At 58.1% G+C, this 22,739-nt stretch carries 9 protein-coding genes and 11 pseudogenes; 5 read left to right on the top strand and 15 right to left on the bottom strand.

Annotated elements, in window-relative coordinates:
* Positions 1–919: 919 nt before the first annotated feature.
* Positions 920–1,482, top strand: a pseudogene (locus ACYQOP_RS13110) (helix-turn-helix domain-containing protein); the annotation flags it as partial.
* A gap of 35 nt (positions 1,483–1,517) precedes the next feature.
* Here ACYQOP_RS13110 and ACYQOP_RS13105 read toward each other — a convergent pair.
* The 3 pseudogenes from ACYQOP_RS13105 to ACYQOP_RS13095 all read right to left on the bottom strand — a co-directional run.
* Positions 1,518–2,706: pseudogene (locus tag ACYQOP_RS13105) on the bottom strand (IS3 family transposase).
* Positions 2,707–3,012: 306 nt separating this feature from the next.
* A pseudogene (locus tag ACYQOP_RS13100) lies at positions 3,013–4,056 on the bottom strand (IS110 family RNA-guided transposase).
* Positions 4,057–4,174: 118 nt separating this feature from the next.
* Positions 4,175–4,321: pseudogene (locus ACYQOP_RS13095) on the bottom strand (IS110 family transposase); the annotation flags it as partial.
* Between the two features lie 1,228 nt (positions 4,322–5,549).
* On the opposite strand from ACYQOP_RS13095, the gene ACYQOP_RS13090 reads away from it, so the two are divergent.
* Positions 5,550–6,125 carry a helix-turn-helix transcriptional regulator gene (locus tag ACYQOP_RS13090; protein ID WP_461222641.1) on the top strand — a complete coding sequence of 192 codons (576 nt, stop codon included), beginning with the start codon at positions 5,550–5,552 and terminating at the stop codon, positions 6,123–6,125.
* A gap of 105 nt (positions 6,126–6,230) precedes the next feature.
* Here the strand turns inward: ACYQOP_RS13090 and ACYQOP_RS13085 are convergent, their stop codons facing one another.
* The 9 genes and pseudogenes from ACYQOP_RS13085 to ACYQOP_RS13045 form a co-directional block, all read right to left on the bottom strand.
* Positions 6,231–7,301: an IS630 family transposase gene (locus ACYQOP_RS13085; RefSeq protein ID WP_461222640.1), complete on the bottom strand. Its 1,071-nt coding sequence runs from the start codon at positions 7,299–7,301 to the stop codon at positions 6,231–6,233.
* A gap of 55 nt (positions 7,302–7,356) precedes the next feature.
* Positions 7,357–8,312, bottom strand: a pseudogene (locus ACYQOP_RS13080) (IS481 family transposase).
* A 67-nt stretch (positions 8,313–8,379) separates the two neighbouring features.
* Positions 8,380–8,796: pseudogene (locus ACYQOP_RS13075) on the bottom strand (IS5 family transposase); the annotation flags it as partial.
* On the bottom strand, positions 8,797–9,183 hold the full coding sequence (locus ACYQOP_RS13070) for a transposase (protein WP_461222639.1): 387 nt from the start codon (positions 9,181–9,183) through the stop codon (positions 8,797–8,799). It abuts the pseudogene before it with no gap.
* A 6-nt stretch (positions 9,184–9,189) separates the two neighbouring features.
* Positions 9,190–9,804 (bottom strand): IS110 family transposase, encoded by a 615-nt coding sequence (locus ACYQOP_RS13065; protein ID WP_461222638.1) that lies wholly within the window; start codon positions 9,802–9,804, stop codon positions 9,190–9,192.
* Positions 9,805–9,917: 113 nt separating this feature from the next.
* A pseudogene (locus ACYQOP_RS13060) lies at positions 9,918–10,326 on the bottom strand (transposase); the annotation flags it as partial.
* A gap of 577 nt (positions 10,327–10,903) precedes the next feature.
* Positions 10,904–11,947, bottom strand: coding sequence for a glycosyltransferase family 4 protein (locus tag ACYQOP_RS13055; RefSeq protein WP_461222637.1), 1,044 nt, complete (start codon positions 11,945–11,947; stop codon positions 10,904–10,906).
* A gap of 680 nt (positions 11,948–12,627) precedes the next feature.
* Positions 12,628–13,649, bottom strand: a pseudogene (locus tag ACYQOP_RS13050) (IS481 family transposase).
* 57 nt (positions 13,650–13,706) lie between these two features.
* A pseudogene (locus ACYQOP_RS13045) lies at positions 13,707–14,684 on the bottom strand (IS630 family transposase).
* A gap of 736 nt (positions 14,685–15,420) precedes the next feature.
* On the opposite strand from ACYQOP_RS13045, the pseudogene ACYQOP_RS13040 reads away from it, so the two are divergent.
* The 3 genes and pseudogenes from ACYQOP_RS13040 to ACYQOP_RS13030 form a co-directional block, all read left to right on the top strand.
* A pseudogene (locus ACYQOP_RS13040) lies at positions 15,421–15,683 on the top strand (IS630 family transposase); the annotation flags it as partial.
* Positions 15,684–16,295: 612 nt separating this feature from the next.
* Positions 16,296–16,364, top strand: a pseudogene (locus ACYQOP_RS13035) (hypothetical protein); the annotation flags it as partial.
* A gap of 3 nt (positions 16,365–16,367) precedes the next feature.
* On the top strand, positions 16,368–16,577 hold the full coding sequence (locus ACYQOP_RS13030) for a hypothetical protein (protein ID WP_461222636.1): 210 nt from the start codon (positions 16,368–16,370) through the stop codon (positions 16,575–16,577).
* 623 nt (positions 16,578–17,200) lie between these two features.
* Here ACYQOP_RS13030 and ACYQOP_RS13025 read toward each other — a convergent pair.
* The 3 genes from ACYQOP_RS13025 to ACYQOP_RS13015 all read right to left on the bottom strand — a co-directional run bounded on the left by ACYQOP_RS13025 (position 17,201) and on the right by ACYQOP_RS13015 (position 22,325).
* On the bottom strand, positions 17,201–18,121 hold the full coding sequence (locus ACYQOP_RS13025) for a glycosyltransferase family 4 protein (protein ID WP_461222635.1): 921 nt from the start codon (positions 18,119–18,121) through the stop codon (positions 17,201–17,203).
* Positions 18,122–18,325: 204 nt separating this feature from the next.
* Positions 18,326–19,375: a glycosyltransferase family 2 protein gene (locus ACYQOP_RS13020; RefSeq protein WP_461222633.1), complete on the bottom strand. Its 1,050-nt coding sequence runs from the start codon at positions 19,373–19,375 to the stop codon at positions 18,326–18,328.
* A gap of 1,567 nt (positions 19,376–20,942) precedes the next feature.
* Positions 20,943–22,325: a GumC family protein gene (locus ACYQOP_RS13015; RefSeq protein WP_461222632.1), complete on the bottom strand. Its 1,383-nt coding sequence runs from the start codon at positions 22,323–22,325 to the stop codon at positions 20,943–20,945.
* Between the last annotated feature and the right edge of the window lie 414 nt (positions 22,326–22,739).

Genomic DNA, 22,739 nt, shown 5'->3' with positions numbered 1-22,739 from the left:
ACGCCCCGCGGCGGACGCCGCACAAGCACTGAGCATCGGCACTGTCCTGCACAAGTCAACGCTCACGAGCATAGCCCGCTATCCACATGAAAGATTAACCGACCGAGTTGAACGGCATCCGCCCTGGACCAGGAGAAACTGAAGAAGGAGACCCAGGTACTCGACGCTCCGAACGACGTCGTCCCGGTCGGGGCAAGCGATCGGAACAAACAGCGTATTGCGGCTAAGTAGTGACATTGGCTCGACTGGATTAATAAATCAGCCATCTTTGACCTATCAGAAAGCACTTACCGTGAACAGCCCGACAACATTATCGCTACCCCGGCGAGATAGCCAGCACAAAAGATCAAAGTGTCGAGGCTAACGCAGAAAATATTAGGTTATACGCGCGCGCCGCTGCCGAACTAGCTTGCAGGATTGATGCCAACGGAGAAGCCATCCGGGGCGTTATTTGGATCTCCGGCCTGTAGGCTCCAAGAAGAAGGACCAACCGAATTCGGACGCCGCTGTTTGCGTCGACATAGGCAATTATCTCGTGGACACGGGGTTGTCGACTAAGGATTCGCGCAACGGCAACCGTTGACTTTGCTACTTCGATAATGTTTTGGCGGGGGTGAGGGTTCCTTCAGCCGAACTCTGCGTTGAGGCCCCGCGCGTGGCGCCATGCCCGCTAAGAGCCTGTGTGAGGTTTTGAATTTAGGCTGGATTGTTGAGAGCGGTGGCGGCCATGAGGCTGGTAACGCAGGCGAGACGACCAATTGCAACGACGAGGCGACCGGCGCGCTCGCGGTTCAGGCCACCCCAGTGGCTGGGCCAGCCGAAGCTCCGCTCGATTGTCCGACATCAGCACCTGTGGGACAGATTGAGGGTCTTCACGAACGGAGGATGGCTGAATTATCGTAGCTCCTGAGGAGCGAAGATGAAGCAGACATCCGAATCAACCAAGAAGCCAGCAGAAGCGGTAATCAAGGACATCCGTCGGACCACACGTTGTCAGTTCTCCTCCGAGTAGAAGATCCTTGTGGTGTTGGAAGGCTTGCGCCTCAAGGTTAGCATCGCCGAGCTTTGCCGGAGCGAGGGGATCGCCGCCTCGATGTACTACGGCTGGTCCAAGGAGTTCCTGGAGGCTGGCAAAAAACGCCTGTCCGGCGATACGGCTCGCGCGGCAACGGCGGACGAGGTGCGGGATCTGCGCCGCGAGACGGGGGCTCTGAAGGAGGTCGTAGCCGATCTCGTGCTGGAGAATCGCCTGCTTAAAAAAAGTATGAGCGGGGCTGGGGGCGACGAGGCATGAGGTATCCAGCCTGCGAGAAGCTGGAGATCATCCGGCTGCTCGAGCAATCCCATCTGCTGGTGCGCGCCACCCTGGACAAACTCGGCATCACCCGCTCGACGTTCTACCGTTGATACGACGCCTACCGACGCGACGGCCCCGAGGCGTTGAATGACCATCCTCCACAGCTGGGCCGGGTATGGAACCGCCGGGCCTGCCCCCATTCGGTGGCCCAGGTTCGAAGTTAGTGCATCGTCGGTCGCGTGACGATGGCGGGTTGAGCGAGCGGCGCTGAGCTGTTCGGTTCCGTTGGCCAAATGACGACCTCCGGCGCAGGCGAGTGGTAGCCGAGCGACGAGTGCGGTCGGATGCTGTTGTAGTGCCACCGCCATTGCTCGATCACGACGCTGGCCTCCTTGAGGGTGTAGAACACCTCGCCGTTGAGGAGTTCGTCCCGCAGCTTCGCGTTGAAGCTCTCGCAATAGCCGTTCTCCCAGGGACTGCCCGGCTCGATGTAGGCAGTCGTCGATCCAACCGCCGCGATCCAGTCCTGTACGGCCTTGGCCATGAACTCCGGCCCGTTGCCCGAGCGGATATGACCGGGCACACCGCGAAGACTGAATAGGTCCGAGAGCACGTCGATCACGTCCAGCACCTTGAGCTTACGGGCGACCCGGATGGCCAGGCACTCGCGGGTGAACTCGTCGATCACATTCAACATCCTGTACTTGCGCCCGTTGTGCGTGCGGTGCTCGACGAAGTCGTACGACCAGACGTGGTCAGGATGCTCTGGCCGCGGGCGCACGCACGAACCGTCGTTGAGCCAAAGGCGTGCCCGCTTCGGCTGGCGAGCCGGAACCTTGAGCCCCTCGTGGCGCCAGATCCGTTCGACGCGCTTCACGTTCACCGTCCAGCCGTCACGCCGGAGCAAGGCCGGATCCGACGGTAGCCGTAGCGCCCGTACTGGAGAGCCAAAGCGACGATGGCGGCCGTCAGAGCGGCCTCGTCCTCGACGAGGACGGCGACCCTGCGTTGCGTCGAACGATGCTGCCCCAGGACACGGCAGGCGAAACGTTTGGACACACCGTGCTCGGCAACGACGTAAGCGACACACGCCCGGCGGCGAGCCGGGCTCAGAAGTTTTGCTGGCGCTGCCCTTTGGGTCCCGAAGCTGTCTCCTTCAAGATGAGCTTCTCCAAAGTCAGGTCGGAGATCGCCCGACGAAGGCGCTGGCTCTCGATCTCCAGCGACTTCAGCCGCTTGACCTGGTCACCCTTCAGGCCGCCGTATTCGGAGCGCCAGCGGTAATACGTGACCTCAGTCACCTCAATGGAGCGGATTGCTTCGGCAACCTTACGACCTTGCGAGACCAGAACATCAAATTGGCGCAGCTTGGCGACAATCTCTTCAGCCGTATGCTTCTTCTGTCCCATGACAACATCCTCCACATGGCTCGAAGCCATATGTAGAACGGCCCTGCGGACAAGAGCGCTCAGCAACAGATCCCCCACCGAGAACGGTGCAGTCATATGTCCGGCCTTTGGGCGCTGTCATGGACCGCTGGCCTCGATGTAGTCCGCGAGGTGAATGGTAGATCATACCTGCGCGCTCGGAAGCGCATTGGCTTTGGAGGCCTGTCTCACTTCGGGGTGACGTCCCGTCGGGTCTCATCGCTGCTGTTGCACACCTTAACCCTGCCCGGCAGCGGTCCGCCGGTCAGCTCTGTCTGGTCTCTTCCGTCACGCGCCTATTGCGCTCGCTGCAGCGAGACCAGGATTCCGATAATGGCTACCCTTTGTGAGGAGAGCCCAGACGATGCGCCCCGTCTTGTTGGCCAGCGCAACGGCGGCGACCTTCGGAGAACGATGCGACTGGATCGCCTGCAACCACGGCGAAGCTTTTCCGCTATTGCGCGCGTGGCGCAGTACCGTGGTCGCACCCAGGATCAGCGAGGTTCGCAAGGTCGGATTGCCCATCTTCGAGATCCGGCCCAGACGCTCCTTACCTCCGCTGGAACGAGCGCGCGGTGTCAGGCTAAGCCAGGCCGCGAAGTGCCGCCCGGAGACGAACCTACTCGGATCGGGGACGAGGGCCTTCAGCGAAGCTGCCGAGATGGGTCCGACACCGGGGACCGCCGTCAGCCCCCGGGGGTCCGCGTCCTCCCGTGACTGGGCCACGATCTCGCGGTCCAAGCGGTGAAGGCGTTCGTTCAACGCTTCGATGTGATCGGCCAGATCCCCAAGCGCCTGCCGCGCGATGACCGGAAGCCGTACATCTTTAGGGTCACGGACAATCCCGATCAGACCCGCCACCCGGCTGACCCCCGTGCCGCTCACGATGCCCAATTCCAACAGGTGAGCCCGCAACGCGTTAATCACTTAGTTCCGCTGGCGTACGAGGAGGTCACGTGTCTTCAACACCATGGCGGCGGCCTGCTGCTCGGCTGTCTTGACCGGCACGAAGCGCATCGTTGGACGGCTCACCGCTTCACAGATAGCTTCAGCATCGCCAGCATCAGTCTTGCCACGCTTCACATAAGGCTTGACGTAGCTCGGCGGCATGAGGCGCACCTGATGGCCAAGCCTTGCGATCTTACGCGCCCAGAAGTGGGCACCGCCGCACGCTTCCATCCCGACGAGGCAGGATGGCAACTTGGAGAAGAATGCCAGCACCTGCGAGCGGCGCAATTGCCGTTTAACCGACACGGCTCCTTCAGAGGTGATCGCGTGTACCTTAAAGATCTGCTTGGTCAGATCGAGGCCGACGACGTGTATCTCAGACATGTCCGGATCTTCCGCGTTCGAGAACTGATCCGGAATGAGAACCCAGATCAGCACTGCCGCAAGCAGGGCCGTTCCACACCATCATACCTCAGAAAGGACCATTCTTCAGGAGGCAGGCGAGGAGGAGGCCGAGCTTCGTCAAGGCAGCGATGAAAGCGGGAGGCTCGCCGGCGGCCCGCATCTCCTTAAGGAGCCGTCCCGTCTCGTCGACCACGCAGATCGCGGTCTCTTTCAGAGAGATGTCCAGTCCGGTAAAGTACGTCATGGCTGCTCCATCCTGCTGCGGTGGCGATCCAGCTTCGACAACGATCTCACATCTCGATAGGAGCAGCCGGCTTCAGCGGACCCACTGCGTGACCCAATAACCCCATCTGTCCGAGTAATCCTCTAGACGGCGTAGCCGTGGGGTGATTCACTGGGTTCATGGTCAAGGTGTTTCCTAAGTGAGATGTGGATCGGGGCTGGTTGCTGCCGCCCTCTCTGCACGAGTTCGTGCCGCCGTGGCACAAGGCGCACGTTGTCCGTGACATAGTGCGGGAAGCTCTCAACCTCACGGCTCGGCGCTTGGCGCTCCACTCGCCATGGGCTGCTCCGGTCAGGCCGCTCACCTGTACCCTGATACAGCGCTCAGCCGCAAAACCCGCTCATTCCTCGCAGAAAATCCGCGTCGGTGCTCTGTTCCATCCGCCCGCATTGCGCTTTCATATCTTTGGTCAACGAGGATTTCTGAGATTCGGGGGTGGCTGTCACAACCTGTCCCTACCCCGCAATTATGGATATCTACCCTACAACGACATCACCTCCCAGGATACAACTGTTCGCTGCGGGCGCCAAGGGTTACAAATCCTGCTGCGACGATAGGGCTAGAACCCTGGAAGGTATCGCCCCGATCGGCAATGACCTCCTTGCCAACCTTTAGACATTGGCAAACTGATCCGCACGTCCTAAGCCGGCGATCGTGGCAGCACTTGATCAGCTATACTAGGCAGGGGACGCGACCTCTCGCAAAGCAGCATGCGTCGCCTCGCAATGCAAGACAAAAGCGCAACCATATGGAAGAGGCCCCTTGATGTAGCATCATCATAATGAATGATGTCGAAGTTTTAGAATCCCTTACAGTGCCGTTTTTTGGACGGGGCTTTTAATCGTGATTCAAGTGAGGTTCCAGACCGTCATCGCCGCCACGGAGCAGGCCTGCGAGACGGCCCAGCTTATTTGGGCCAATCAGCTCCTTGTTGCCGTACTTGTTCCCGCCGATGGTGGCTGGTTTCTCGAACTTGGGTTTGGCCGTTGTGCGGCTCATGCATTGCTATTTGAAACTCTTGCCGATGCCGGCGAATGGGCGAGAAAATGCTTAAGTACTACGTAAAATTCGCGTAAATACGTAAGTAGAATAACTTATGGTTCGAGATGTGGTTTTCTGAACTTGGGCTTGAAAATACATGCATTTTCATTTCTTATAAGAGAATTGCTGTTGAGGTTTGGATAGGCATTTGCGCGTAGGGCTGCCATTTTTAGAAGCATTAGATCGTGTTGGTTGTGGCGGTATTGTTTTAACAACGGATGGCCAAATCGCCACCATCAACGCAAACGCAAGGAAAATTCTGCAGCGGGAACTAGTGTTGGACGATACGCAGATAGCCAATTTGCCGCGAGAGGGGCGCGCGGTGTTGAAGTTGCTTTTAACGCGAGCGAATGGACGTTTCCGCCTCGACAGTGAAGACTGGATCGTAATTGAACGTTCCTCCATACGTCCCCTCGTATTGCAGGCAATGCGAATCCCTGAAGCCGGAATAACAGGAGCACACACTGCACTGATCATGCTCGACCTCGCGGAAGCACCGCAGCCAAACCTAGAAAAGCTTCAAAGTATATTTAGTCTTACTCCAGCCGAAGCTAGATTAGCTGTCCTGATTACGGGTGGCGCTACGCCTACAGAAGCCGGTAAGTTCCAGGGGATCAGCGTCGCTACTGTGCGTACGCAGCTTAGCGCAATCTACACTAAAACACACACGCACCGACAGGCAGAATTGGTGACGCTCGTAAGTCGCCTCTCTGTATTACCGTGAATGCGTCGACGTCAACGATTTTCGACCATTTAGAGCTGCTAAGCTTTCGATTCGACGCATATGAGTGGTATCTGCAAGATAGTCGGTGACCACTAGTGCACTGACTCAGACGGATGGTTCAGGGGCTCGGTTGATGGCATCGAAGATGGCGGCGGCGGGCTTTGTCCAGACGAAGGGATGGGCGCTGCGGTTGTGCTCGGCGATATAGCGTTTGATGGCCGCCTGCAGGTCGACGATGCCGGTGAAGGTGCCCCGCTGAAGGCGGCGGCGCGTGAGCGTGGAGAAGAAGCCCTCGACGGCATTGAGCCAGGACGCTGAGGTTGGTGTGAAGTGGAAGGTCCATCGCGGGTGGCGGGTGAGCCAGGCGCGAACTTTCGGGTGCTTGTGGCTGCCGTAGTTGTCGAGCACGACATGGATCACCTTGCCCGCAGGGACCGCAACCTCGACGGCAATGAGAAAGCGGATGAACTCACCGTGGCGATGGCGCTGCATGCAGCGGCCGAGCACCGTGCCTTCCAAGACGTCGAGGGCGGCAAACAAGGTCGTCGTACCGTGGCGGGTGTAGTCATGCGTCTGAGCGGCAGGATGTCCGGGACCGATGAGCCGATCGGGACGGGTTCGCTCCAGAGCCTGGATCTGGGACTTTTCGTCGATGGACAGCACGACGGCGTGGGCGGGCGGATCCATGTAGAGACCGACCACATCCTCCACCTTCTCGGCGAAGGCCGGGTCGTGCGAGCGCTTGAAGGTACGCACCCGATGCGGCTGCAGGCGGTGCTCTTGCCAGATCCGCTGCACGGAGCGGAGTGAGATGCCGGTCCGCGCAGCGACGGCGCGCCCGGTCCAGTGAGTGACTTCGTCCGGCGGTTCCGAACAGGTCAGCGCCAGCACCTTCGCCACTGTGCGTATGGAATGCGGCGGGGTGCCGGGTGGGCGGGTCTTATCGTGCAGCAGGCCCTCGACGCCCTCCTCGGCGAAGCGCTGCTGCCAGCGCCAAACGGCGGGTCGGCTGACGCCAGCCTGCCGCGCCACGTCCTGCACGCTCAACCGTTCGGACGACAGCAGGACGATGCACGCCCGCAGGATGTGCTTGAGGGGGCGGGATCGATCTCCGGCGATCGCGGACAGCGCCGACTTCGTGACGTCGTCGAGGAGCACACAGACGGTCTGAGCCATCGCCCAGACTCGCATGCATCACGCCCCGCCTGAATCCTCCGACCGCGTCAGTGCACTAGGTGTACGGTCCCGGGATGAGGTGTGACGGATTGATCCTGAAGCGCTCGGGCTCTTTCGTCCAGGCATTGAGGATGAACTCGGTGGGTGTCAGGCCGCGCAGCGTCTTGAGCCTGCGGGCATGATTGTAGGCATCGACGAACAGATGCAGATGCGTTCTCAGCTGAGCATGGCTGTCGTAGTGGTAGCGTTTGACCGTCGCGTCCTTGATCGTACGGTTCATTCGCTCGACTTGCCCGGTGGTCCAAGGGTGGTTCACCTTGGTCAGACGGTGCTCGATGCCATGCTCGTCGCAGACACGATCGAAGATGTGCTGACTGTCGTAGATATCCCGCTGGCGTGATGTGAACTGAATGCCGTTGTCCGTGAGCACAGTGTGGATGCGGTAAGGCACCGCTTCGATGAAGTTGCGGAGGAACTGAGCAGCCTCCATCTTGCCGGCGCTCTCGACCAGCCGCACGAAGACGAATTTGCTGGTTCGGTCGATGGCCACGAACAGCCTGAGCTTGCCCTCAGCGGTGCTGACCTCGGCGATGTCGATATGGACGTAGCCGATGGCGTAACTCGCAAAGCGCTGCTTTTTGGGTTTGCCGCCGTCGATCTCGGGCAGTCGGCTGATGCCGTGCCGTGCCGTTCCAGACAGCGATGCAGCGAGGACCCGGTCAGGTGCGGGATCGTCGGTTGCAGGCCATAGAGGCAATCGTCGAGCGGGAGCAGCGTGTGCCGTCGGAAAGCGACGATGATTGCCTCCTCCTCGACCGTGAGCACGGTGGAGCGCGGCTCCTTGGGTCCCATCCGGGCATCCGCCGTCGTCGCCCGTTTGCGCCACTTCTGCACCGTCGTCGGACTGACGCTGTAGCGCCGGGCCAGCGCCCTTACGCTCACTTCACGTAGCTGGATCGCGCGACGGACTGCCTCCGTCGTGGTGGCGCTTCCATGGAGAACTTGGTCCATAGCGCTTCCCTCGCAGCATGATGCGCAACCGTATCACCACACCGCGGGATCAAACACCTAGGGCGTGTCATGACTTGAGCCAGTCGATGGCTGCGGCGAGGCAGAGGACGCCCATGAAACTGACGGCGGTCTTCTCATAGCGAGTGGCGATGGCACGCCATTCTTTCAGGCGTGCCCATAGACGCTCGACGTGGTGGCGGTTGTTGTAGATCCAGTCCGGACAGGCCGCGGGTGCCTTCTGGTGCTGAGTTGGGACCGCAGGCCGCGCCCTGATGGTCCAGATCTGCTCTCGGAAAGCGTGGCTGGTGTAGCCACGGTCACCAACGACTCACTTGCGCACGCCGGAAGCTGGTCAAGCAGAGTAACGGCTTGAGACAGTTCATGAGCCTGCCCCGATGCCAGCCGGACAGGCGATGGCGTGACCCTGCCCGTCGGCGAACTTGCAAGCCTTGCTGGTCAGGCCGCCAGGCGTCCTTCGACAGGCTCAGCAACCGTTAAGAAGTGGCTTTGTCGTAGTCCACGGTGTCCCGCGCTGGAGGACGGCGTTGGCATAGGTGAGCAGCTTCCTGGCGCAGGCGGTCAGCGCCTTTTTGTGCGGCTTCCCGGCGGCGACCAGACCCTGGTAGAGTTCGCACAGTGCCACGATCCAGCGGAAGCTGGCCGGCAGCGCTGCCGCGTAGAGGGCACGCCGCACGCCGGCGCGTCCACCACCGATGCGGCGCAGGCCCTTGTGCGTGCCCGAGTCGTGATCGAACGGCGCGAGGCCTGCCAAGCAGGCGGCTTGCTCGCGTGAGAGCTGCCCCAGCTCCGGCATGTCGATCAGCAGGGTCAGGGCGGTGCGCTGGCCGATGCCCTGGCCGCTCTCGATCAAGGGTCGTCAAGCGGCCAGTGCGGGCGCGGCATCGACCTCGGCTACGAGCCGCTTCATCTCGGCCTTGAGGAGGCGCTGCAGCCGCTCGATCTCACGGGTCTGCGCCTTGCGGAGCCGCACATCGTGGAAGCTCTCCCGTCGCGTCTTGGCCCGCACGATGTCGGCTTCGATCTGCTCGATCCGGCGCAGGGCTTCGCCCGACAGGTCGAGCTGGGGGTCGAACCCCGCCCGACGGGCTGTGAGACCTGCGACACACTCGGCGATCAGGCCGGCATCGAGCCGGTCGTTCTTGGCGCGTCGCAGCTTGTACTGGGCGAACGCCCGGACCTGCCGGGGCTGGAGCGGGACCACATGCAAGCCCGCCGCACACAGAGCGGCCAAGACCGTCCGCTCGTAGCCGCCCGACGCCTCGATCCCGACCGTTGAGACCCGGTGTTGCGTCAGGAAGGCCAGGAGATCGCGATGGCCAGCGCGCGTATTATCGACCTGCACGGTCTCGCCGCCGGGGCGAAGGGCGACGTCGAGCTTGGCTTTGCGGGTGTCTATCCCGGCAATGATCGTGGCATCGTCTGTCCTCCTCGTCGATCCTGCCTCGTCTACGAACCTTGGCTGTTCAGGCAACCATCCAGATCTGATGAAGGGGGCCGTCCGCGATCCTGCTGAGCCTGATCCCCGAACGGGATCCGATGAGGCCGATCCGACGGACGGCCGCCCGGTCCTGGATGGCCATCCAGGACCGGGCATCGCTCACGCGATGCCAGCAGATTAGCAAAAGCGCCTAAGACGAGGATGAGGCGACCCATGCCACGGGATCGGCCGCCTCTTTTTAGCGGTGGCGTCATGCTGTCGCACCCGCACGTTAGTAGCGTCGATCATCTTAACTTCGCCGTTGTAAGCCTTTGACACAGCGTTGAGAAGGCGATCCCACACTCCAGCATTGCGCCACCGCCGAAAACGATTGCCGCTGTTCGTTTTAGGTCCATATCGCGCCGGGATATCCGCCCAGGGCTCGCCCGTCCGCAGACAGCAGAAAACGCCGTTGAGCACGCGCCGGTCGTCCACCGGCTTGATACCTCGTGTATCGGTTGGCAGGACCGACTCGATCTCCGCCCATTCCGCATCCGTCAGACCAAACCGAGCCATCGCTATCGCTTTCCAAAAAGGAAAGCTCAGTAATCCCGCTCCTGATCCAAACACCGTTATGAGTTCAAAATCTAAAGGTCGGCCTGCTCGCACTCACATGCTCGCGGTTCCTACATCCCGGATGGGCTCACCATAGCGGGGATCACACGATCAGCGGAACAGAAGGACACTGAGGCCATCCTGCCGAATAATGGCCAAGTTGAGTGAATGGACCTCACCATTGCATACGCGACGGTCAAGCGTTACCACTACGAGACCAGTGAACAGCTCCGAGCTCACGTCAGGCTATTGGCCGATGCCAACAAATGCGCCTGTCGGCTGAAGACCCTGAGGGATCTTACGCCCTACCAGCACGTAACTCAGACTGGATGAAAGAGCCCGAACACTCCAGGCTTGATCCGTTACGCAACATTTCGGGGCTATATACTTAGCTGTCAAATAACTGGCACCAATATGCTGCTTAACGCGCTGATGTAATTCATGCATGCTCACCACAGGCAGATGTTAATCAAAACATGGCTGCAGCCATGCATTGATAGTGTCTGTGAATACAAAACGGAGCATCCAAAGACTGAAATCAAATTTTCCGAGCTATCGCTTCATCCTCGTGGTCGCCCCATATTTTTAATAGCTTTGAGAACATCACATCAAAATTAAGCTCATTTCTGACTTTTAGTCTTGCGTTTTTGGCAAGTTCCTTACAAAGAACGGGATCTTCTATCAACCTTGTGATAGAATCTGCAATCGCATTGACATCTCCGACAGGAACAAGAATGCATTCAACATTGTCACTTACCGATTCCGGGATAGCTCCCACTGGAGTTGCGATTACGGGTACGCCGGCCCAAAAAGCCTCCAGAATGGAAACTGGAAATCCTTCATTGTAGGAGGGCATCAACAGGATATCTGACTTCTGTAGCAAGTCAGCAACATCATCTCGTCCTACCCACCCCAAAAACTTGCATTTCTCAGATATTTGCAGAGATGCTGCCATTTGAGTATAATATGATATCATGCCTCCCCCCGCCAACGTAAGTTGTATATCCTTGCCATCTTTGACTAATTGCTGCATGGCACGCAGAGCCTCTCCTACCCCCTTTCTTGGCGACAGATTAGCTAGCAACAATATTGTTGTTATCTTTCGGGGACTGTCGTTGAGCGCTTGGGGTCTTTCCACGTCTTGAATCCCGCTTATGGCGTTTCTGACAATTGCAATTCTGTCAGAGCGTATGGAGAGTTTTTCTGTTAGGGTGTCGTACCAAGGCTGCCCTAGAACAATATTCTTGTCAGCCTTAGAAGTAACTATACGAACAATTGCCCGCCAAATCTTGCCCGATTTATTTATAAACAAATTAAATTCTGCGCCGTGATGATGTATTATGACGCGCTTATTTAAATAGTTTGCTAAAACAACGAAAATCCCTTCTCTCAAAAAACTAACTCTCTCAGATATTTGAACATGCACTACACAGTTATTATTCTTAAATAAAAATGATAGAAAACGCGCCATCGCAATTGGAAAATTATAAAAACTCTTAAAAAAGCTACCCTCACCTCTTGGGTCAAGCACAACAGACTTTATGCCAATATTTGTTAGCCCCGCTTCCATCTGGCGGGTCATAGAACCCACCCCCCCGCCCTGCGTTCGGCCGCCGGGCGATATGAATAGGACATAACTCACGCTTAGACGTTCCGTGTGGCTCATAGGATTTCACCAACAATCTTTCTAAATTTGGTTTGTGATTATATACTAAGTTCACATCTCTATCGACATTCTTCTCGAAATGCATGGCGTGCATTTTCTATACCACTCGAATTCCAAACGAAAACGTTCCGCTTAGGTCGTCTAGCCGTATCACTCTGAGGTGCGGGAAAATATCGTGGAATAGCGTCGAAACGGGTTGCCAGATGACCTGCTGTCCGACCCCATTTTTATCGTTGCATCTCGGCGTCATCCTTGATATAATTACACTTCATGCGTCGCGGCTTGAACGTGTCGTGATCATATGAGAAATCCAATTGGTCAAGCGCTAACTGTCAGGTTGAAGTACTAATCCTGATTGTCCTGCTGACAAGCTTCCAGGCGGTATGTCAGACGTATGCGAGGGCTGGAAGTACATCCTTGAACGCGTTGCAGCGCCAAAATGCTAAGTTTAACGAGCCCGTTCGCACCGTCAGGCACCCGCGGGTACCGTTACCATTTCGCATCCGACGTACTCATGGTCAACTCCGGGGTGAGATCTCGATAAGTAGCAAAAAGCATTTACGGCGTCCAGCGTTCCAGCTGAACGCAGTTAGGAGCTAGCATGTCGTAGTGGATAAAGATGTAACGGAAGATCTACGCGCAGTTGAAAGCCCTGTGTTGCCTTGAGTGTATGGTCCCGGGATGAGGTGTGACGGGTCAATCTTGAAGCGATTGGGCTCTTTCGTCCAGGCGTTGAGGATGAACTCGGTGGGTGTCAGACCGCGCAAGGTCTTGAGCCTGCGGGCATGATTGTAGGCATCGACGAACAGATGCAGATGCGTTCTCAGCTGAGCATGGCTGTCGTAGTGGTAGCGTTTGACCGTCGCGTCCTTGATCGTACGGTTCATTCGCTCGACTTGCCCGGTGGTCCAAGGGTGGTTCACCTTGGTCAGACGGTGCTCGATGCCATGCTCGTCGCAGACACGATCGAAGATGTGCTGACTGTCGTAGATATCCCGCTGGCGTGATGTGAACTGAATGCCGTTGTCCGTGAGCACAGTGTGGATGCGGTAAGGCACCGCTTCGATGAAGTTGCGGAGGAACTGAGCAGCCTCCATCTTGCCGGCGCTCTCGACCAGCCGCACGAAGACGAATTTGCTGGTTCGGTCGATGGCCACGAACAGCCTGAGCTTGCCCTCAGCGGTGCTGACCTCGGCGATGTCGATATGGACGTAGCCGATGGCGTAACTCGCAAAGCGCTGCTTTTTGGGTTTGCCGCCGTCGATCTCGGGCAGTCGGCTGATGCCGTGCCGTGCCGTTCCAGACAGCGATGCAGCGAGGACCCGGTCAGGTGCGGGATCGTCGGTTGCAGGCCATAGAGGCAATCGTCGAGCGGGAGCAGCGTGTGCCGTCGGAAAGCGACGATGATTGCCTCCTCCTCGACCGTGAGCACGGTGGAGCGCGGCTCCTTGGGTCCCATCCGGGCATCCGCCGTCGTCGCCCGTTTGCGCCACTTCTGCACCGTCGTCGGACTGACGCTGTAGCGCCGGGCCAGCGCCCTTACGCTCACTTCACGTAGCTGGATCGCGCGACGGACTGCCTCCGTCGTGGTGGCGCTTCCATGGAGAACTTGGTCCATAGCGCTTCCCTCGCAGCATGATGCGCAACCGTATCACCACACCGCGGGATCAAACACCTAGAGCGTTTTAGAGTAGTCCGGCTCGTATCCTGCTGCGGCGAAGAAGTTGGCGCACTCGTCGGGTGTGACGGCGTTGACGAGGCGCCCGATGGCCGACCACAGTCCCCCGACGGTCCGTTCCTCGGCTTTGCGCAGCAGCGCCTTCAGCTTCCAGAAGGCCATCTCGATAGGGTTGAAATCGCTGCGCGGTCCTTCGGTTCGGAGCTATTGGGCGGGAGGAACAACAGCTGTGCGCCCGCGGCCTCGATGGCGGCTCGCACGGCAGGCGCCTTGTGGCTGCCGAGGTTGTCCATGACGACGATGTCGCCGGGAACGAGCTCGGGCGCCAAGACGCGATCGACGTAGGCCTGGGAGGCGTCCCGATTGATCGGCCCATCCAGCACGAACGGCGCGGCGATCCCGGACAGGCGTAGGCCCGCCACGAAGGTCGTGGTCTTCCAATGGCCATGCGGCACGAGCGAGCGCAGCCACTCTCCGCGCGGTGAACGCCCGCGGGTGCGCGCCATGTTGGTCGAGGTCCAGGTTTCATCGAGGAACGCGAGGCGGGCAGGGTCGAGATCCAGCTGACCTTCGAACCACACCTCGCGGGCGGCCTTCACATCCGGGCGGTCTTGCTCCATGGCGTGGGCTGTCTTTTTTCGTACGTGAGATCGCGCGCGTCGAGGAACGTCCAAAGGATGCCGAGCCCGACCGTCTGAGCGTGCTCGTCCCGAAGCCGGAGCCGCATCTCCTCCAGGGTGATGTCGTCCTTTACGTCGAGCAGGCCGCGCAGGAATGCCTCGTGCGGATCGAGCTCCGAGCGGCGCGCGCGTCCTTGCGAACGGGCCGCCACCGTCCCGGTCGTCGTCAGCGCGGCCATCCAGCGGATCGAGGTGGCGACACCGACCCCAAACCGCGCTGCTGCTGCCGGCGCGAGGTTGTTGCCGCGGCTTCCACCACCCGCTCGCGCAGATCTTGACTGTAGGGCCGTCCCATCGGTCGCTCCTCACCCAGAGCGATCAGTGAATAAGCCCACCGCCTGTGAAACCCGCCGCATCGACTCAGCGCAAACCGAAAACGCTCTAGTTCGGCGGGATTGATGCCGTAGTGGATGAGGATCACCGCCACGCGCCGCTCGATCTCCTCCAGCGGGTGTTCCCCGCACCAGTACCAGACGCGGCATGGGACGGGCATGGGGACGCCAAGGAGGGCCCGCCCAGTGGCAAGGGCGATTGCCTCTGGCCTTGCTGGGCATAGTTGGTCCAGAGGGAAATACTGGCGCTGCTGAAAGCGTAGGTCTTCGGGTACTGACGGGAGCAAAGGGCGATGCGGGAGCGGTTGGTCGTCCTGGTGATCCTGGCAGTGCCGGTCCTGTCGGTCCTGCAGGAAATAGTGGCGCTACGCGGGCTGCAGGTCCCGCTGGTGCTTCCGGCTCAGCTGGTGCTGCTAGCCCAAGCGGTAGTGCTGGCACTCAGGGTCCGGTTGGACCCCAAGGACTTCAGGGACCAGTAGGCTCTATTGGTACCCTGAAACGCGTCGAGCGCTACACCGCGACGTCCAGCACGAGCCTGACCGCACCATTTGGTACCTTCACATGGCCGGCGTGTACGTCAACGCCCGACATCTACATCGTCCCTACCTGGGCCAGTGAGCAGATGTTTACCGGCGGCGTGACGGCGCAAACCCTTTCGGGCGCCACTGTTGCGGCGAAGATGTCTCGGATCAATGCCGGATTGCAACGGCCATTCGCTGGATGGCTGCCGTCAAGAGGAATGGGATGGTGGCGGCATGCCGGCACGGTTGCACGCGTACCTCGAAGCTCGATCCGCGCGAGGAGATTCTGCGCGGCTTGATCGACGGACAAAACGAACCGAAGGACCGCGCAGCGACATTACTCTAGAGGAGATGCGCACTCCCTTGAACGTGGAGCATGGCCAGACGGTGGGACTAATGACGCTGTGGCGCTTCCTCAACGCTTTCGACCTAACCTTAAGAAACGTATGGCCCGCCCCGCCTGCAAGTGATTTTTGCGAGATGAACTGACTGCTCTGCGCCCACGTATTCGGTCTCCGGGACGTGCCCCGGCCAGGATGGAGTTCCGCACACCCTAGTCCTTACAAAAGATACAGCATAGAACGCCGTATTTTGTGCCAGGATCACAAGGTGCCAGTTCAACCGTCAGGCCATCTCGCTTCCACCGCGCGCAGACATTGTTGATCGCCAAGCCGGGCCGCGCTGGCGATCTATCTCGTTCAGGTCGCCAGAAATTGGCTGACTCGCGCCGCGTAGCCCTCGCCGAAGCGGAGTGCCGTCTAGGTGATGGGACGCGTGGGACGCGCTGGGTTCGCCGGACGCGTACGCGATTTGCTCGTAGACCGACCCAGCTTGCTGCGCGTGGTAGAGCCCGTCTTGCTCGTACAGGCCATGCTGCTGAGCCCGCGCAGAGCCCTGCATCGCATGGCTCTACAGGCTGTACGCGAGGAAAAGGTCTGCCGCCGGATAATAACCGTACTCGGTGCCGGCCCGATCACCGCACTGGCCTTCCAGGCGACGGTCGATTAGGCCGAGCGCTTCGCTCATCCCCGCGACGTCGGCGCCCACTTCGGCCTGACGCCGCGCCGCTATCAATCAGGTGAGACGGATCGCTCGGGCACGATCACCAAGACCGGCGACGCGCTAATGCGCCACGCGCTGTACAAGGAGGCCACCAGCGTGCTGGTGCACGCGACGAAGCCCTCGGCCCTGCGCAACTGGGCCCTGGCTGTCGCCAAGCGCCGTGGGCTGCAGAAAGCGCGCGTCGCTCTCACCCGTCGCCTTGCAACCGTGTTGCATCGGATGTGGCGTGATAGGAGCGCGTTCCAACCGCAGGGCCGGCTCACCACGATCTGAGCCGACCGCGATCGAGATCCGCGCACGACGCGGAATGGTGTCCCCGTGGGGACAGGGGTCAGGCGAGGACGAAGCCGTTCCTGTGCCCAGCATCCCCAGATGCCACGGCCGCGTAAGTGAGATTGGTCTCGGTGCCCTTCAGCATATTATCCTGAGGCGATCTTAGGTCGACCTCGATGAAAAGCATGAGATCCACGGGGGAACCCACAATCCGTTGACACGCACATCATCGATTAAAAAAATCGCTATGCGGGAGCTTTAGCGACAAGTTCAAAGACGAATGCATGAAACAAAAATCTTTCTATACGCTCGAAAAGGTACAGATCGGGATCGGGATCGGGATCGATCAAAACACGGACAAACGCGTTCGGCCGCATTTATAATTGGACTATTTGCCGCCTGGGGCCGTTACCTTCCCAGACTTTGCGTTCCGGCTACTACCCAAGGCCGCTGTCAAGCGGTAGCCTTCTAATTGGCTCGGTCCGAAATACCGGTCAGGTCAACCCCATTTCAGGAACAGGTGACAGGCAAAGGAATTCGACATCAAACTGCGTAATTGAAAATCTTATCGATATGCCACCATTTACTTGAACAGCCATCCTAAGAAAAATTCTTGATCCTAATCATAGCTCACGCATATCCCGAAGCGCACCCACTATATTGTCCACGTACCGCTCTAAGCGATGACGCTCCCTGGCAAGCTCTGCCGCCCGTTCGCCCATCTCAGTGCTTTCTTTAGGCTTCGCAAGAAGGTCTACAATTGCGTCGCGCATTGCAACTGGGTCGCTAGGCGGGACAACTCTCATTGCATCCGTCTCTTCCAAGTAGCCCTCCAACCCCTGGGACCTAGTGACCACAATCGGCCGTCCGCACGCGAGCGCCTCCATAAACGCTTGGATACCAGCTGCATAGTTGTTTTGAAATAAACTAACTACTATAACATCGGCGTCGCGGTAAAGCTGAACTAGTTCCGGCCATGGGTAGAAGCGCCGATCCATATTGGTCGGAATTATTCGCGGAAAAGCGCGCGACAATAGTCGGGTGTCTGCTGAAAAGCCGCTGATGCGGACGTCAACATCGAGCTCCGCGGTTGCAGCCGCTAGAGTCGAGTAATCTCGCTGCTCCAAACCGACGCTCGCGATGATCGGCCGCAACTTACCTAATGAGATTGGACCAGGGTAAAAGAAGTTGGTGTCCGTTTGATCACGTATAAAACGTACCCGTCCATTGCAGTTGTCAACAAATTGGGTAAGGAAGCGCGCCTGAGGCTTCGATACGGCAAAGAAGAGCCAAACTTTCTTCTTTAATCCAAATAGCCAGAACGCGAGCCGCCCCTTCGGCCTGTCAACATAATGTACCATCATAGCAATGCGAACATCATGCATGGCTCCGCACAACGCCGCCACAGGGACACCGACGTCCTCGCCAGTACAGAAAACGACATCCCCCGGTTTCGCCTCGCGACGGAGCCGGCGAGCTAGAGCCCACCATAATGGTGTGGTGCGCGTTACTAAACCTAGGAGGCCGTCCAGAAAATCCGGCACTAGCCCCGATCCGTCATGCAGTCGTGCATCGAGACGGGTTGCTAGTACCGCCATAGAATGACGCGGATTACTTCCGACAGCAGCTCCCTCCATCACGGCAGCTAAGTCCGTCGGACGATTGAGAACAATGTGATACATTATTGCGAACCTAAGATAAATTATCACGAATCAGGACATATTATGAGAATCCAGGGTCAAGCCGCATCACTCGGCCGACCTCTCTGGAACAACCCGACGGTTGGCTGGGTAGTGAGCCCCTGTCAAGGCACGCAACAATTGGCCGATCCGACTCCAATCCCCTCGCAGCGCCAGCCCTACCATTTGACGCGCTACGCCAAGTAGGATACCGGGGAGCGAGATCCGGGAGTAGCGTATACAGAAGGCTACTGCTCCCCTTAGCAAGTAGAAGTCCGCCAGGATTGATTGCGACTCATGTTGCCGGGTGCCAATTGAGGCTCCAACCTTATGGCGGACGACTGAGCTTTGCGCATAGCCCAGCTTAAACCGGCGTCGCGCTCGAAACGCCCAGTCTATCTCCTCCCAGTAAAGGAAATAACTCTCTTCTAAGAGGCCAACCGCCTCTAAGTAGGGGCGAGAGGCCAGCACTGATGCGCCATTAATGTAGCTTAACTGAGCCTCCACTAACTCTGATTTCACGCGATCAGCGAGTGAAGAACCACAACCGATATCAGCGCCCCACCCGCGCCAAGGTCGGAAATGTGCTCCCCCACGGGCCTGTATGATGTCGGGATGTTCATAATAGACGAGCGTCGATCCGCAGAGTCCGATCTGCGGATCCTCCCTGGCCCGTGCCAGAAGCCAAGTCAGCGCGCTTGGCTCAACGATAGTATCGTTGTTAAGGAGCCAGATGAATTCGCACCCCCGGGCTAGCATGAATCGGATGCCTATGTTGTTTCCGGCCGCGTAGCCGCCGTTATACCCAGCTTGGATAAAAGTGATGTCAACGACCTCACCTTGGGAAGCAGACAGTTGCTCTTCCTTGGTCAAATGCGCGAATGTAATGGGCGGCAGGGCGTCTTGCGCCCGTTTCTCATTAAGCCTGCGCAGATCCGTCGTAGCCCATGACAGTATGTGCTTCTCAGAGCCGTCCGGCGAGGCGTTATCGACGACGATGATCGAAATCGGCTCGGGCACCCGCAGGACAGATAACACACAGTCTATCGTGTCGCGCCATCCGTTATAATTCAAAATCACAATCCCGATTGTTCCCTCGGGCTGATATGTCGGTTTCATGGCACAGCTAGCGCGTCCACCGCGCCCCCTAAAAGTAAGCCCCTCGGGGGGCTGAAATCAATGGAGATAGTACTGAGCTTCACACAGAGTTTTTCACGTACCAGGACTTGAAATGAGGTGCTCAACGGCTTTCCACCAGATAAATGAGGCTCATCTACTCCGGATACTCCGCCCACGATCACTTGTCCGTTTCTCATCTTTAAAGCTCTTCCATACGACCTAATGAGACTGCAATGCAAGGCGGTGTGTCGCGCCGTGGAGCGTGCCCTATCCCCATTAGCAACGCTGAGAACAGAAATGACTGAGGTTGTTAAAACAACGCCTAAGCTTGGATGAGTCGAATACCATGATTATTTACTTCTAGACCGAAATAAAATTTTAGGCTCCCCTCAAGGTATTGCAGCATTTTTCGGCAGTGCAGCAGGCTGCTGGGCCGTTAGGCTGCGGTCGTGTTTCAAGTAAACTATGTAAAAGCGAATGCGCTGTTTGAGATTTTAATGCGGTCGCCGGGGTAGTTAAATAAAGGGACACCGAGCTTATCGCCGGACGAACAAAAGATATTTTGGGGCCCGTCGACAACAAATAAGGGTAGGCGACCCCACTTATTACATGGGCCGTAGGCCCAATGGCGAACCAGATATCTGTCGTGAACATCCGGATCTCGAAAGAGGATTCGCTTGTGTGCTCGGAGGCAGCGGGAGCCGCTAGGGACGTAGTTCTGTCGGACGCCATGGTCTGCGCCTAAATCACTCTCTACAGCACCGGATGTTGACCGCGGCCGGAACATTTGCATCTGACGTAACTGCACACGACATGGATACCTGAAAGCGTCATCAGTGTTCACCTGAGACGTAGCGAGACCGAGGGATCGTGAATCAAGCGGCCAATTTCTAGCGATGACGCTCAGGATGCGGTCGGCCCAGCGATTGTCGATGGTTTCGATGTCGAAGCGCTTGCGAAGCTTGATCTGCTTTACCGGCGCGAAAACTACTTCGAATTTACGTCCCATGTCGGGCCCGCTTTTGCTGGTCAGTCGGCAGGACTTGCGACCAAGTAGCATCGCGCGTTGCGCCGGTAGAAAGCGTGGGCGATGAGCACGCCATTGGTACGGCTCTGAATGAAGCGCATCTTGACGCCGATCTTACGATACCAGTGTATGTTGCCATGCCGTTCCTGCTTATAATGGAAAAATGTCACAAATGACATGATCGCCGAATTCTGACTGGCTACCGTCTGATTTGGCAACATTTTCCAATTAGGATCGAAGAGTAGCATTTACCCTATGATAAAGAAGCCAGCGAGCGCCGGGATGAAGACTAGGATCACATGCCGTTTAAAAAGGATAACCCTGATGTAAGATGCTGCAATGGGAAGCACCACCGAAGCATGGAAGAACTTGGTGTGATCAAGAAGTACATTTGGGTTGATGGAGAAACTGAAATTGAAGTCTCCCGTCATTATAACACGAATCGCCACGCGATGTAGATTATCCGGGCCGCCCCCCCTGGATCCGGGGTGATCAGTCCGGCGGAACAGTAGGTAAAGGCTCCAGCCAAGCTGAGAGCGTTCACCCCCCACCCGCCGGACGGCCAAATCTGCCAACCGGCTCGACCGGATCGAGGCCCACCGGGGCCTGATCGCGTGCAATAGCATCGGGGATGACTCCTATGCGGGCGAAACCGAGGGACAAGAAGCCGAGCCGTTGTCCTGCGAACAGGACAACGAGTGAGGCAAAAATCCCCACGATGACCCCAGCTGGAATATAGAGCGCTGGCTTCGGTGAAACCGGTGCGCTCGGGACGCTGGCCGCCTGGAGGATTTGGGCGCTGGAAAATGCCTCGTTCGAGCGCCAAGCATTGTTAACGCGTGCCTCGCCGGCCCGCTTGGTGAGGTTCTCAATCGCAGCTTCTGCCTGTGATACTGCGCGCCGTAATGCGTTGTAGGTTGCCTCGTTCGAGCCCAGCTTCTGAAGATCCGCATCGATTTGTTTTAAGACCTCAACGCGCTGGGCCCGCGTTGCCTTTAAGCCTTCGAGTTCGGCGTTGGCCGATACCAACTTGGCAGCCGACTCCTGATAAATTTTGATATTGAGGAGGGGCGGGTCGTTAGATAAAATATCTACGCTGCGTGTAGTTCGCGCGGCAGACGTTGCCTGCGTCGGTTCGCCGAAGATTTCAGGTGGCAGCGTTGTTTGGCGACGGAGCGCCGTGATCTGAACCTTCAGCGAGTTCAGTTCGCTCTCGACCCTAGCCACCTGGGTAGCGTTATCGCTTGCCTCCTTAGCGGCAAAGGCTCGGCGCTCGAGTAGCAGTCGGCGCTGCTCCGTGATGGAATAGATGGAGAAACGTCGGCCGAACTCCTCCATCGCCGTGGAGCCTACCCGAAGATCGTCGTTGAAACGCGCCTCCTGCGCCTTAAAAAAATCGACGTCGCCCGAGTTGCTCGAGAGAGACGAACGGCGCACCAGAAATTCTGTCGCCAACAGATTTGCAAAGCGAGCCGCAAGCACTGGGTCCCTATGCCGGAACGCGAGCTTAAATACGAAGGTATTAGGTTCCAAGCTTAGGATCATATTGGCTCGCGCCGCTGCGGCTTCGGTCCGATCGAATTCTGCCTCGCTTACATCTCCCGCCAGAAGCTCGGGATAGAGACGGGCAGGCCGCATATGCTCAACGGCACGGCGAACAACATCGTCGCTTCCAGCTATTGCCAGCTGGGTTCGCAAAACTTGATCATAAGTGACCACCTCGTTGCCCGACCGCCGCTCGTCAATTCCGGCCACAGTCTGCGAACCGCGGCTTACGTCGAGAATCAACCAAACTACACCTTCGTATCGTTTGGAGGGGATGTAGGACAAAACGAAAGCGGCAATTATCGGCAGAATCAGAGCAAAGAATGAACCCAATCGAAACGTCACGCCCCACTTATCTTTCCTAGTCCAGCGCGCCATAAATAGCCTGCTCCAATTGCACTTAAATTGATCTCATCGGAGTGCTCGGGCCGTGCACGACCGCCCCACCGGTATAACAAACGAGCACCTAATTTGATCAAAACCCCTAGCGCAGTGCTCCAAGGCGCACAAGGGCTCTCTCATTCCCTGTGTAGCTCGACTACTTATGCAGGGCGGCAACACTCTTTTATCCGGCTCAATATATTGTAACCCGAGCCAGCGCACGCTATGGCTCAAATTTTTCCTGACCTTGCCCCCTGGAGAGGGGGTCTTCGCCAAATTTCGCGGATTTAGGCTGCAATGAGGAACCGTCGTCGTAGGAAACCGAGATTAGCGCGACTGTACATGGCGCGCTTTAGGAACTTGAGACACGTGATCTGCCCTTCGGCCTACCCGCTGCTCCATTGCAGTGTC

It is taken from the genome of Methylobacterium sp. CM6247 (assembly GCF_054817925.1).
The sequence above is the reverse complement of the archived record's forward strand: the minus strand, read 5'-3'. Positions and strand labels throughout refer to the sequence as shown.

Excerpts from the sequence above, each read along its gene's own strand:
- ACYQOP_RS13085 (WP_461222640.1), bottom strand. The coding sequence starts at position 7,301 with ATGGCTCAGACCGTCTGTGTGCTCCTCGACGACGTCACGAAGTCGGCG.
- ACYQOP_RS13055 (WP_461222637.1), bottom strand. The coding sequence starts at position 11,947 with ATGACCCGCCAGATGGAAGCGGGGCTAACAAATATTGGCATAAAGTCT.
- ACYQOP_RS13030 (WP_461222636.1), top strand. The coding sequence starts at position 16,368 with ATGCGCCACGCGCTGTACAAGGAGGCCACCAGCGTGCTGGTGCACGCG.
- ACYQOP_RS13020 (WP_461222633.1), bottom strand. The coding sequence starts at position 19,375 with ATGAAACCGACATATCAGCCCGAGGGAACAATCGGGATTGTGATTTTG.
- ACYQOP_RS13015 (WP_461222632.1), bottom strand. The coding sequence starts at position 22,325 with ATGGCGCGCTGGACTAGGAAAGATAAGTGGGGCGTGACGTTTCGATTG.